Here is a 14,169-nt window from a genome sequence, read left to right as displayed (position 1 = left end):
AGATAAGGCTGTGACTCATCAGGATTTGGCAGTATGGTTAACACAATGGTCAGCATACCTGGATATCAGGTTACAGAAGAACTCTACAACGGTTCCAGAACCTTGGTGTATCGAGGATATCGAGAAGCTGACTCATTACAAGTAGTCATCAAACTGCTGAAAAATCCTTACCCCAGTTTTGAGGAACTGGTACAATTTCGCAATCAATACACCATCGCCAAAAATCTCAACTCGCCATTAATTATCCAAACCTATAGCCTGGAAACTTACCAAAATGGCTATGTGTTGGTAATGGAAGACTTTGGAGGGATTTCCCTAAAAGAATGGGGAATCAAGCATTGGGAGTCGGGAATTGGGGAAAATTCCCAATCTTTACAGGAATTTTTGGAAATTGCGATCGCCTTATGCAACGCCTTGGAAATACTATACCGCGATCGTATCATCCATAAAGACATTAAACCCAGCAATATTTTAATAAATCCCGAAAGCAAACAAGTAAAACTAATCGACTTTAGCATAGCAACATTACTCCCAAGAGAAAGCCAAACTCTAGTTAACCCCAATGTCTTAGAAGGAACCCTCGCCTACATTTCCCCAGAACAAACAGGAAGAATGAATCGGGGTATTGACTACCGCACTGATTTCTATTCTTTAGGTATAACATTTTACGAATTGCTTACGGGACAATTACCATTTCAATCTTATGATGCGATGGAATTGGTACATTCTCACATTGCCAAACAACCCCCACAAGCCAACCAACTTAACCCGAAAATTCCGCCTGTACTCTCACAAATCGTCAGCAAACTAATGGCGAAAAATGCCGAAGACAGATATCAAAGCACCTTGGGATTGAAATATGATTTAGAAAAATGCTTGCGTCAACTCAAAGAAACAGGTGAGATAGAGAATTTTATCATTGGACAGAGGGACTTGTGCGATCGCTTCCTCATCCCTGATCAACTCTATGGCAGAGAAGCCGAAATAGATACCCTCTTACAAGCATTTACAAGAGTCAGTCAAAGCGCCACAGAAATCATGTTAGTTTCCGGCTTTTCGGGAATTGGCAAAACAGCCGTCGTCAACGAAGTACATAAACCCATCGTCAAACAACATGGTTATTTCATTAAAGGTAAATTTGACCAATTTAATCGCAACATCCCCTTTAGTGCCTTCGTCCAAGCATTCCGCGATTTAATCGGGCAATTATTAACAGAAAGCGATGCCCAAATTCAGCAATGGCAAAGCAAAATCTTAGCAGCCATTGGCGACAGTGGACAAGTCATCATTAATGTCATTCCCGAACTAGAACAAATTCTCGGTAAACAACCACCAGTCCCAGAACTCTCAGGTATAAGCGCCGAAAATCGATTTTATTTCATCTGGCAAAAATTCATCAAAGTCTTTACAACTAACGAACATCCCTTAGTATTATTCCTCGATGATTTGCAATGGGCTGATATCGCATCATTCAAATTAATGCAGCTATTAATGACTGACACCACCCATTTATTATTAATTGGTGCTTATCGAGACCATGAAGTCAGTCCCATACATCCATTAATGTTAACTTTGGCTGAACTTGAAAAAAACCACACAACAATTCATCAATTACACTTATTACCCCTCAGCCAAGAACAAGTTAATCAATTAGTAGCCGATACCTTAAAATGTCCCGAAAATTTAGCTTGGCCTCTGTCACAACTAATATCTCAAAAAACCCACGGCAATCCCTTTTTTACAACACAGTTTCTCAAAGCCCTGCATCAAGATCAACTGATTCAATTTAACTATGACTTGGGCTGTTGGGAATGCGACATCACAAAAGTTAGTCAACAAGCAGTGACAAATGATGTAGTCACCTTCATGACATTTCAGTTACAAAGATTGCCATTAGCAACGCAATATGTATTACAGTTAGCCGCGTATATTGGCAATCAATTTGATTTGACAACCTTAGCCATTGTGGCGGAGACATCAGAAATTGAAGTGGCGGCAGATTTATGGAAAGCATTACAGGAAGGGTTAATTTTACCGACAAATAATATTTATAAGTTTTATCAAAGAGATGTGAATGATGAAGTCATCATCAACCATGACCATCAAAATCATCAAATATCAGTCCAATATCGATTTTTACACGACCGCATTCAACAAGCAGCTTATTCATTAATTCCTTTAGAACAAAAACAAAAAACTCATTACCGCATTGGCAAACTACTGTTACAAAAAGTTTCTCCCAGCGCGAGGGAAGGGCGAATCTTTGAAATTGTGAATCAATTAAATCAGGGTGTAGATTTAATTACCCAAGTCACTGAAAAAGAGGAACTTGCCCAACTTAATTTGATGGCTTGTCGCAAAGCTAAAGCCGCCACTGCTTATCAAGCGGCGCGGGAGTATGTCACTGTGGGATTATCTTTGTTATGTCCCCAAGCTTGGCAACTGCAATATGACATCTCTCTGGCTTTTCATGAATTAGCTGCTGAGTTAGCTATGCTTTGCGGTGATTTTTTCACTATGGAACTGTTTGTGAATCAAGTGATTCAGCAGGCAAAATCCTTACCGGAAAAAATACAGGTTTACCGGATTAAAATTCAGTCTCTTGTCTCCCAGAATAAATTTAGCGCAGCCATTGCGATCGCTCAAACAATTTTGCAACAACTGGGCGTAACCTTAAAAGACACACCCACACCAGCCGATATTCAACAAGAAATCCAAGAAATTAACCAACTAATTGGCGACAGAAAAATTGCAGATTTAGTTCATCTCCCCTTAATGACAGATGCCACAAAACTGGCAATTGTGCAAATCGCTAGTAGCATTATGTCTGTGGCTTACCTTGCTGGTTCTCCTTTGTTTCCCTTACTGGTTTCTTTATCAGTCAAAACATCTATTCAGTATGGAAACACACCCGCTACAGGTTATATTTATTGCTCCCATAGTGTACTTTGTAATTTTTTGCAAGATGTCGATACAGCAATAGAGTTTGAGCAGTTAGCACTCCAACTCACCACCAAATTAGATGCGAAAGCAGCTAAACCGCAAGTATGTCTCCTCTTAGGACTGTATATTCGCCAACGCAAATCTCACATCCAAGAAAGCCTACCACTATTGCAAGAAGGCTATAGCATAGCACTAGAAGTTGGTGAATTAGAATTTGCTGGACATAACGCCCACAATTTTTGCTTTTATGCTTTTTGTTGCAGTCAGTCTTTAATTAATTTGGAACAAGAAACTCGCGCTTACAGCAATGGGTTGATGCAGCTTAACCAATTAACCACCGCCAATTATTGCCGCATTTATTGGCAAGCAATTTTAAATTTACTTGGCTTCACGGAGAACCCGACAATTTTATCTGGAGAAGCCTTACAAGAAGATGAATTTATTTCCTTGTTGCAATCTGCGAATGATGGTTACGGATTATATATTTTCTCTTTATATAAGCTAATGCTTTGTTTCTGGTTTGCAGAAATAGAATCAGCCGAAAATTATGCAATTGAAGTCAAACGCTATTTCATGGCTGGTGCAGGATTAGTCAGTGAACCAGTGTTTTATTTTTATGATTCTCTGCTGGCTTTGGCACAGATAGATGAAAAATTAATCACTTTAGAACGTGTAGCCGAAAATCAAACTAAACTTCAACATTGGGCGCATCACGCACCCATGAATCATCAGCATAAAGTTGATTTAATCGAAGCGGAAAAACATCGGATATTCGGCAAATTCTACGAAGCTGGAGATTTTTACGATCGCGCTATTGCAGGAGCTAAAACTAACGGTTACATCCAAGAAGAAGCTTTAGCTAACGAACTCGCAGCTAAATTTTACCTCAACTGGGGTAAAGAGAAAATTGCCGCAGGTTATATGCAAGAAGCATACTACTGTTATGCTCGCTGGGGTGCAAAAGCCAAAGTCACCGACTTAGAAAAACACTATCCCCAACTGTTGCATTTAATTTTGCAACAACAAAAAAATGACTTCAACTTCTTAGAAAATATTGCTCCCCATAACGTTACTTTATCAACTCGTACTTCTAGCAGCAATAGCACCAGTTATTCTGAAATTCTGGATCTGACTTCTGTAATCAAAGCGGCGCAAGCAATTTCCAGTTATTTAGAATTAAATGAACTAATTGCCAATTTACTAAAAATTATTTTGGAAAACTCTGGTGCAAAAAAAGCTATATTGTTACTTCCTCAAAATCATACTTGGCAAGTACAAGCCATTACTGTGATTGAGAATGAAAAATTAAACACTATTCTGGAACCACAATTACTCGAAACTTGCCCAGATATTCCCAAAAGAATTATCCATTATGTTAAGAATACCCAAAAAACACTGGTGATTGAAAATTGCCAAACAGATATACCAGGGGTAATAGGGGAATATATGCTGCAACATCAACCCCAGAGCGTGTTGTGTATGCCGATAGTGAATCAAGGCCATTTAGTTGGTTTGCTTTATTTAGAAAATAAATTAACTGCTGGGGTATTCACACAAGAACGTGTACAAGTTATTAAACTTCTGGCTTCCCAAGCAGCAATATCTCTAGAAAATGCCCAACTTTTCCAAAAAGCACAGCAAGCACTCCAAGATTCTTTACTCAAACAATTCTCAATTGATCGGGCATCTATTGGTATCTGGTGGATTGAAGAAGATGCCAGCATTTTTTATGTAAATGATGCAGCTTGTAAAGATTTGGGATATCGACAAGACGAGATTATTGGGAAAAATATTTTTGATTTTGATGCAGGTTTCCCGCAAGAATTCTGGGAAGAACATTGGCAATCATTATCTCAGAAAGGTTTTTGTGTATTTGAATCTTATCATCGACACAAAGATGGCCATATTTTTCCTGTGGAAGTTACTGTTGACTATGTAGAATTTAATGGCAAAGCATATAACTTTGCCTTTAGTAGAAATATTAGCGAACGCAAACAAGCTGAAGCAGCCGTTAAACAAAAATCCGAAGCATTAGAAGCAGCATTGCAGAATTTACAACAAGCTCAATTACAAATGGTGCAAAGCGAAAAAATGTCGGCTTTGGGTAATTTGGTCGCCGGCGTTGCCCATGAAATGAATAATCCTTTAGGTTTTATTGCTGCTAGTTTAAAACAAACTCAACCCACAATTGTGGAGATTTTTGAACATTTACGGCTTTATCAAGCAAGTTTACCAAACCCCAGTGAAGAAATCCAAGAACATGCTGAAGAAATTGATTTAGATTACAGTTTAGAAGACTTACCCAAGGTAATTAATTCGATGATTGTAGCTTGCGATCGCCTAAAAAATATCAGCACTAGTCTTCGCACTTTCTCTCGTGCTGATCAAAATTATAAAGTCAGTTTTAATATCCATGAAGGTATTGACAGCACAATCTTAATTCTGCGGCATCGTCTCAAAGCTAACGAAAAACGTCCAGCTATAGAAGTTATCACCGATTATGGCAATATACCTGCTATTGATTGCTTTCCTGGGCAGTTAAATCAGGTATTTATGAATATTCTGGCAAACGCCATTGATGCTTTAGAAGAAGTAAAAATTGATAAACATCAGGGAATTAGACATCAGATTTCAATTCAAACATCTCTGATAAATCGATATGTCGAAATTAAAATTGCTGATAACGGAATTGGGATGAATGAAGAAGTCAGACGAAAAATATTTGACAACTTATTTACTACCAAAAGTGTAGGTAAAGGCACAGGTTTAGGACTGGCGATCGCTCGTCAGATTATTGTCGAAAAACATGGCGGTTCTATTGAATGTAATTCCTCACCAGGGCAAGGTACAGAATTTGTGATTTTAATTCCAATTAGCCAATAAATATGAATAATATACCCATGCAAAAAGAAATTACTTTACTGCGTCAACAAAATGCTGATTTACAACAACAGTTAGCAAAATTGACTAGTGAATCACACACCAGAATTACTCAATTAGAAAAGGAACTGCAAGATACAAAAAAACTTTTAGAAAATTACCAGCAAGCCGAAATAAAACTCAAAGCTGATCAAGCCGAATTACTCGCATTGTTTAACGCTATCGAAGATGTAATTATTGTTGTTGATAGCGAGTGCAGATACTTAACAATTGCTCCTAGTTGTGCGCCATTACTGTATAAACCACCAACAGAAGTTATCGGTAAAACTGCCTATGAAATTTTACCGGCTCAACTAGCTGACAGTTTCGTAGCATGTATTCAACAGGTACTTAAAACAAAGAAAAATACCAAAATCGAATACAGCTTGCCCATTGGTGATCAAGAAGTTTGGTTTGAGGGTAGCGTTTCCGTGATGGATGAAAACAGTGTAGTTTGGATTGCTAGAGATATTAGCGATCGCAAAAAAACTGAAGCTGCATTACGTGAACAAGAAGCCCAGTATCGCAGTATTTTTGAGGCTGTTAGTGATGGCCTTAGTGTTCTTGATTTAGATACTGGTAAAATTGTCGCTGCTAATCCGGCTTTCTGTCAGATACACGGTTACACTCAAGAAGAATTTTTCTACTTAGACCCTATCGACTTTGTTCATCCCAGTTGTTTTGAGAAGTTTGGGGAGTTTATCAATGTCATTAAAATGGGAGGCGAATTTCACACTCAGGCGGTAGATATCCGCAAAGATGGTACTTGTTTTGATATCGAAGTTACAGGTAAACTCTTGAACTACAATGGCAAACCTCATGCACTTTCGGTAGTGCGTGATATTAGCCAGCGTAAACAAGCCGAAAAAGAACAACGCAGATTAACCGCAATTCTGGAAGCAACCACAGACATTATTGGTATAGCTGATGTCAACGGAAATAATCGCTATCTCAACCAAGCAGGGCAGAAAATGTTAGGTATTCCCGCTTCCGAAACTGATAAGTTCCATATCAGCGAGTTTGTAGAACCCTCGATGTTAGACAAATTTCAGAAAGAAAGCCTACCAACTCTACTTCAGAAGGGTATCTGGTCGGGAGAGTCTAAGTTACTTAGTCGGAGTGGCGAAGAAGTTCCCATTTCTCAGGTAATGATTGCCCATAAAAATGAACAGGGAGAAATAGAATTTTTATCAACCATCGCCCGTGATATTCGCGATCGCCTGCAAATCGAAGCCCAACTGCGACAACAAGCCGAAGATTTAGCCCAAACTCTAAAAGAACTGCAACGCACCCAAGCACAAATGGTTCAAGCGGAAAAAATGTCTAGCTTGGGACAATTAGTTGCGGGAGTTGCTCATGAAATCAACAATCCTGTAAATTTTATTCACGGTAATCTCACCCATTTAGAGGAACATACTGAAGATTTATTGCAGGTAATTAATTTATACCAAGCGATGAATCTGCCAGAATTTGAAACTTTGTCGGAGGAAATTGACTTAGATTACATTCAGCAAGACTTACCCAAAATTTTGCAATCTATGAAAATCGGCACTCAACGCATCCGTCAGATTGTCTTATCTCTACGTAACTTTTCACGTATGGATGAAGCCGAATTTAAAGAAGTCGATATTCACGAAGGTATAGATAGTACTTTAATGATTTTGCAACATCGTCTCAAGGAAAAGCCACAGTTTCCTGAAATTCAAGTGATTAGAGATTATGGTTCTTTACCTTTAGTAGAATGCTACGCCGGACAACTTAATCAGGTGTTGATGAATATTCTCACAAATGCCATTGATGCTTTAGAAATGGGAACGAGGAAAGATGAACTACCAACAATTACAATTCGGACTGCGGTGATTGATGCTAACTGGGTAACAATTGCGATCGCTGACAATGGAATGGGTATGTCTGAACAAATTCAAAAACAAATTTTCAATCCCTTCTTCACCACCAAGCCCGTTGGTAAAGGAACTGGGATGGGCATGTCAATTAGTTATCAAATCATTACGGAAAAACACGCAGGCAAATTGGAGTGTTACTCCCAACCAGGACAAGGAACAGAGTTTGTCATCACCATTCCCATTTGCCAACCAATCATGGCTTAATTGATTGTATAAACATCTCTCTCCCTTGTCTCCCTTGTCCACCTTGTCCCCCACGTCTCTTTTATCCACACAGCAACATCACCTCCCGCCTCCCGCCTTTTTCACAAACTGGTTATAATTATTTTTCGTCTCTCTCAGAAATCAACTTAATATTTTTACAGTATTTATATGGGGCGCTATCGTTCTAAATCTGACCTACCTACAAAAATCTGCCCTGTATGTCAACGTCCCTTCACTTGGCGAAAAAAGTGGCAAGATTGCTGGGATGAAGTGAAATATTGCTCAGAACGTTGCCGCCGTCGCCGTTCTGAAGCAAAAACAGAGTAAAGGGTGAATTATGAAGTATGAAATATGAAGTGTGAAGTGTAAAATCAACTTGAACTCAGACGCAAATAGCGCAAAAAATTATACATGCAGGTAAAGGTGCAACCAAAATTAATTATTCATGGAGGGGCTGGTAGTTCTCTCCACGGCAAAGGAGGATTAGAGGCTGTACGTCGATCGCTCCATGCAGTCATTGAAGATGTTTATGCTTTGTTATTATCAGGCACAAACGCTGCTGCCGCAGTACTGCGGGGTTGCCAATTATTAGAAGATGACCCCCGATTTAATGCGGGTACTGGTTCGGTATTGCAATCTGATGGTCAAATTCGGATGAGTGCTGCCTTAATGGATGGAATCTCCGGGCGGTTTAGCGGTGTGATTAATGTTTCACGGGTGAAAAACCCCATTGAGTTAGCCTATTTTTTACAAAATTCCCCTGACCGCGTACTTTCAGATTACGGTTCGGCGGAATTAGCCCGCGAGTTACAAGTCCCCAGTTACAATGCTTTAACTGACTTACGCTTACAAGAATGGATTCAAGAACGGCAAGATAATTTTAAAAGAACAATGGCTGGGGTGGTAGCAGAGCCAGAGTTATTAGAAACCAGCAATGCCGGACGTGGCACAATTGGCGTAGTTGCTTTAGATGCTCATGGTGGACTAGCAGTCGGCACATCCACCGGGGGTAAAGGCTTTGAACGCATTGGTCGAGTCAGTGATTCAGCTATGCCGGCGGGGAATTATGCAACTGGTCATGCGGCTGTTAGCTGTACTGGCATTGGCGAAGATATTATCGATGAATGTTTAGCACCCAGAATTGTGGTGCGGGTAACTGATGGGATGACCCTCAAAGATTCCATGCAACGCTCTTTTGCTGAAGCCCACGAACATCAAAGAGACTTAGGAGCGATCGCTTTAGATGCTAGTGGTGCGATCGCCTGGGGTAAAACTAGCCAAGTTTTACTTGCCGCCTATCACAACGGTGAAAAAATTGGCGACACTTTAGAAATGGCTGATGGTACGCAAGTCGGCTGTATTTCCTAGTGCTGAGTCACCGAAGTTTGCTCAACGGGGGAAACCCCCGCACGCAACTTCTCGCTGAGTTGAAAGTGCTGAGTCAGTTTTAGAGTTGTAGTTAGATAAGTTGATACAGCCTTTATAGCTCACAACTTTTCCTACTCAGCACTCAGCACTCAGCACTCAGCACTTTTCTTCCGCCAACCTTGTTTGACTACCTGACGGCTACGAGCAATCACTAAACTATCGTTGGGGACATCTTCAGTAACTGTGGAACCTGCGGCGACATAGACATCATCACCCAAAGTCACTGGTGCAACTAAGACGCTATTAGAACCTGTTTTAGTGCGATCGCCGATTTTGGTTCTGTGTTTTTTGACACCATCATAATTAGCGGTAATTGTACCTGCGCCAATGTTGACTTGAGTACCCGCAGTAGAATCGCCCAAATAAGATAGATGGGCTACATTAGTTTTTTCACCTAGTTGTGTATTTTTCAACTCAACAAAGTTACCGATACGACAATTTTCAGCCACCTCAGTATTACCACGTAAATGAGAGTAAGGGCCAATTCGAGTTCCGGCTTGGACAATACTATCTGTGACTACAGAATATTGAATGCTGACGTTTTCACCGATTTGGCTATTTTCAATCAAACTTCCCGGCCCAATGCGGCTACCAGTTTTAATTATGGTATTTCCCCGCAGGTGAGTTTGCGGCTCAATAATCACATCGGCTTGTAATTCTACAGTGTCGTCAATGGTGATGCTGTTGGGGTCGATGAGCGTCACACCTGCGGTCATCCACTTTTCTTTGATCCGCCTTTGTAAAATTTCGTAGGCTGTAGCTAATTGTAGGCGATCGTTAATCCCCAAAATTTCTTGCTCATCTGTGACATCCACCGCCATCACTTTCCCAACTTGGGTAACAGCATCGGTGAGGTAATATTCTTTTTGGGCGTTGTTGGCTTCTAAATGGGGTAAAACTTGAGCTAAGTCCGGCCAACGAAAGCAGTAAATCCCGGCGTTAACTCGGCGATTTTCTCTTTGAGCAGGGGTACAATCTTTATCTTCAACCATTTGTTGAACGATGTTTTCACCATTGCAAAAAACTCGCCCATAACCTTTAGGGTTGGATAAATGTGCAGTCAAAATAGTAGCAGCGTTTTGATTTTGTTGGTGAGTGAGCAATAGCTGTTTTATGGTTTCGGTGCGTAACAGTGGAACATCACCATTCAGGACTAATAAATCTCCAGTGTAGCCCTCAAGATGGGGGAGTAATTGCTGGATGGCGTGACCTGTTCCCAGTTGTATAGTCTGTTCCACAAACTCTAAGCTCAAGCTTGACTGGATAGCAGCTTTTACTTCTGAGGCTTGATAGCCTACAATCACGATGCGCCTTGTAGGTGAAAGTGGTTCTACACTTTCCAAAACTTTTTCTACTAGCGATCGCCCACCCAAAGAATGTAAAACTTTGGGTAAGCTTGATTTCATCCTTGTGCCGCGTCCCGCCGCTAGAATTGCTACAACTACCATAATCAAAAGTATGAAGCGTGTTCGCCCTTGACGTTCCCAAAGGGTAGTATAGCAGGAGGTATAAAGCAAGTTGCACTAGCCTTCGATGAAGGTAGCTTTTAGTTCTACTTTCTACTCCCACTGATAATTGAGAGCTAAAACATCATCACCGCTTGTAAGTGTGAATAAAATCAGTAAACCGTTCCATGAGTTCGGGGTTGCGCCAACCTGCTTCTGTTTCTTCTCGCATTACTGATAAAGCTTCCTCTGGCGTAAAGGCTCTTTTGTAAGGTCTTTCGCTAGTTAAAGCATCATAAATATCAATCAATTGAAACACTTGGGCGAGGAAAGGAATTTCATGACCTTTGAGTCCATCAGGATAACCCGAACCATTCCAACGCTCATGATGATGGCGAATAATCGGAATTACACCCTGCATACTACGCAGGGGTTGACAAATTCTTTCCCCAATTAAAACATGCTGCTGCATCATTTCCCAATCTTCTAAGGTGAGTTGCTCATTCTTGAGTAGCACTGCATCGGGAATGCCAACTTTACCTATATCGTGAAGATAACCACCCCACATCAAATCCCGCAGTTGAGAACGAGAAAGATTTAAGTATTCACCAAAAGCTTGTCCTAGCTTGACGAGGCGTTCACAGTGATCTCCGGTATTGGGGTCTCGGCTTTCAATGGCTCTCGCAATGGAAAATAAGACTTGTTCAGCATGGTCTAAATCTTCGTTTAACCGCTTTTGTCTAACTAAAGACTTCACACGGGCTGCTAATTCCACCCTGTCAAAAGGTTTGGTGAGGAAATCATCAGCGCCCACTTCAATACCACGAATGCGCGATCGCCGATCATTTAATGCTGTAATAAATATGACTGGAATCAGCCTTGTATGTTCGTCTTGTTTGAGTAATTGACATACCTCAAACCCATCCATACCGGGCATCATCACATCTAGTAAAACTAAATCAGGTTGTTTATGTGTTACTAACATTACAGCAGCAGCACCACTGTCTGCTTCAATTACTTCATAACCTTCCATTGCCAACAAAGCCGCAGCTGTCATTCGACTTGCAGCATGGTCGTCAACTACTAAAATTTTTGGTGCTTCAGTATCAAAGAAGCAATTCACTTTGGAGCCTTTGGCTTGTGGATTTCTAGATAATAATGAATTGTAGCCAGAATTAATCTCAGATTTGCTCCAGGAAGACTCGGTTTGTCCCTGTTCAATCATTACTTCTTGCTGGGATAAGTTTAGTGGATATTCCCCTAAATCTCGCCATTCTAGCTCAGGATTTGCATTTTCCGTATGTAATTTTTTTTTGGTATTTGTTCCACTATGACTTTGTTGATTAGAGTTGGTGGAATTAGCACTCCAGTAAATCACGAAAGCACCCCATTTTTCTTAAATTAACAGTTTCCGTCTACAAAAATAAAATTTAGCTTTGCTACCTTACTCCTATTTGGGTTTTGACAAGCTTGCGTACCGATTTTGAATCTGCTTGTTTTTATCATGTCAAGAATATTTTCTTTATAAAAATATAATTTTACTAAGGGAAATTTGCCATAAACATCCTAAGTACTCATTCTAGTATCATAAATTCATGCAGATATTAAATCAGGTTTTTTACGGAGATTTTTTCAGATTTCAGTAGAGCTACAGTCATGATGTTTTGCTGTTATAATTTGTCTGAAAAATTCTATTTTTATTTTGATTTTTTAGGAAAATTTCAAAAAAAGATGGACTTCTTGCGAGAATTTTTTGATAATCATCATATTCAATAAATAGTTGGCTCTGAGGTTAACTGACGTAACCCATACATGGAAAAATAGAACAATTTTAAAAGCATCGCGTATGAAAGACTGTAGATTTCAACATCTAAGAATTAGCAACGCAGTGTTTCAGGAATTTCAGGGTTGATGAAACACTAGCTGGCAGTAAAACGTCCATATATATATTTTTAGTTGTTGTCTCGCCTAATGGGTATGATTTGAATTAGGAATATATTAGGACTTATGCACTGTACAAAATAACTATTTTGTGCATAACGAAAATATGTCGTTCTAGAAACTGGGATAATTGTGCTGGAGCAAGTGCAATCACTGACTTATGGTAAATCATCAAATCTCAAGACCAGAAAGTTCCCAAGCATATTGTATTATCGCTGTCAGTGCTTAAGTTCTAGGAGTCGGCTGTTTGGTTTTTCATGAACCAACGTTTGCGCCAACGGGAAGTAGGTTCTAATGAACAAGCTTGTTGTTCTTGTTGTCGCCGCATAATAATGACATCGGCAGAATCACTCAATTTTGGATCGCGGTAAGGAATTGCAGCACGAGTTAACAAATGTTCTTGTTCTTCTAGGGAAAGAGGCGGCAGTAAGTTGCTCAAATACTGATTATGAGGATATACCGCCACTGTACCAGGCGATCGCCTGCCGACTGGTGGCGTAGAACCTATGTTTAAACCCGCTAATTTCATGGCTGTCCGTACAGATGCCGCACAAGAATAAGTTGCCAGCCAGCCATTTTTATGTAAACACACTGAAATTTGCTGCATAAATTCTACAGTCCATAGTTGAGGACACTGAGGCGGTGAAAAGGGGTCTAAAAAAATAGCATCTGCATAAAACCCTGCTTGATTAACTGCTTGAATTGAAATTCTCGCATCACCAATGAGTAACTTTGCTTGCAGGTGTTCTGTGTTAACTTGCCCCTCAAAAGCTAGTTGGGTCAAAATTGGTGTATATTCATAGTCCCACTGCTCAAATAAATGATTGGCGATCGCAGCTTGCGGTACAGCCGGATTCAGTTCTAAACCAATTAATTCCACATAACAACTAGGATTTACTCTCCAGATTGTCTGTAAAGCTGCCGCAGTGTTGTATCCTAGACCATAACAAACATCTAATAACCGCACAACTGGTTTTTGCGCTGCTTGAGCCAGTTGAGTTGGTTCAACAAACTTAAAATAACTTTCTTGTTTTGCACCAAAATGACTGTGAAATGATTCGTTAAACTCTGAGGAGAAAAAAGTAAACGAACCATCTGCTGTTGCTTGTGGTATGAAATTCTCAAATTCTACCATTCGACTTTTCCACTTTATTTGATAGTCAATAGTTCAAAAATGTTGATTATTTATAATTACATCACTATCCATTATTATTAATAAGTTGTAACACTTATTTTCGCACTATTATAAATTCTTGCAAAGGATTCGTATTTGATTTGGAGAAAAATATAGGACACAAAAAAATGCCCTTGCCTATTCCCCATTCCCAACTCCCCACTCCCAACCTTTACAAATAATTTCAACAATAAAATCGAGTTCTTATATT

At 39.9% G+C, this 14,169-nt stretch carries 7 protein-coding genes; 4 read left to right on the top strand and 3 right to left on the bottom strand.

All coding sequences use genetic code 11. The annotated features are described in order from the left end of the window. Positions 1–33: 33 nt before the first annotated feature. The 4 genes from H6G79_RS17880 (at position 34) to H6G79_RS17865 (ending at position 9,338) form a co-directional block, all read left to right on the top strand. Positions 34–5,826: an ATP-binding sensor histidine kinase gene (locus tag H6G79_RS17880; protein ID WP_190590820.1), complete on the top strand. Its 5,793-nt coding sequence runs from the start codon at positions 34–36 to the stop codon at positions 5,824–5,826. Positions 5,827–5,828: 2 nt separating this feature from the next. After that, complete coding sequence (locus H6G79_RS17875) at positions 5,829–7,970, top strand: PAS domain S-box protein (RefSeq protein WP_190590821.1); 2,142 nt, start codon at positions 5,829–5,831, stop codon at positions 7,968–7,970. 168 nt (positions 7,971–8,138) lie between these two features. Then, positions 8,139–8,297 (top strand): DUF2256 domain-containing protein, encoded by a 159-nt coding sequence (locus tag H6G79_RS17870; protein ID WP_083468775.1) that lies wholly within the window; start codon positions 8,139–8,141, stop codon positions 8,295–8,297. An 84-nt stretch (positions 8,298–8,381) separates the two neighbouring features. Then, positions 8,382–9,338 (top strand): isoaspartyl peptidase/L-asparaginase, encoded by a 957-nt coding sequence (locus H6G79_RS17865; RefSeq protein ID WP_190590823.1) that lies wholly within the window; start codon positions 8,382–8,384, stop codon positions 9,336–9,338. Positions 9,339–9,487: 149 nt separating this feature from the next. Here the strand turns inward: H6G79_RS17865 and glmU are convergent, their stop codons facing one another. The 3 genes from glmU to H6G79_RS17850 all read right to left on the bottom strand — a co-directional run bounded on the left by glmU (position 9,488) and on the right by H6G79_RS17850 (position 13,919). After that, positions 9,488–10,846 (bottom strand): bifunctional UDP-N-acetylglucosamine diphosphorylase/glucosamine-1-phosphate N-acetyltransferase GlmU, encoded by a 1,359-nt coding sequence (gene glmU / locus H6G79_RS17860; RefSeq protein ID WP_190590825.1) that lies wholly within the window; start codon positions 10,844–10,846, stop codon positions 9,488–9,490. A 145-nt stretch (positions 10,847–10,991) separates the two neighbouring features. After that, on the bottom strand, positions 10,992–12,221 hold the full coding sequence (locus tag H6G79_RS17855; protein WP_190590826.1) for an HD domain-containing phosphohydrolase: 1,230 nt from the start codon (positions 12,219–12,221) through the stop codon (positions 10,992–10,994). Between the two features lie 795 nt (positions 12,222–13,016). Beyond that, positions 13,017–13,919, bottom strand: coding sequence for a tRNA (5-methylaminomethyl-2-thiouridine)(34)-methyltransferase MnmD (locus H6G79_RS17850; protein WP_190590828.1), 903 nt, complete (start codon positions 13,917–13,919; stop codon positions 13,017–13,019). Between the last annotated feature and the right edge of the window lie 250 nt (positions 13,920–14,169).

Source organism: Anabaena sp. FACHB-83 (assembly GCF_014697485.1).
Classification (GTDB): domain Bacteria; phylum Cyanobacteriota; class Cyanobacteriia; order Cyanobacteriales; family Nostocaceae; genus Nostoc_B.
The sequence above is the reverse complement of the archived record's forward strand: the minus strand, read 5'-3'. Positions and strand labels throughout refer to the sequence as shown.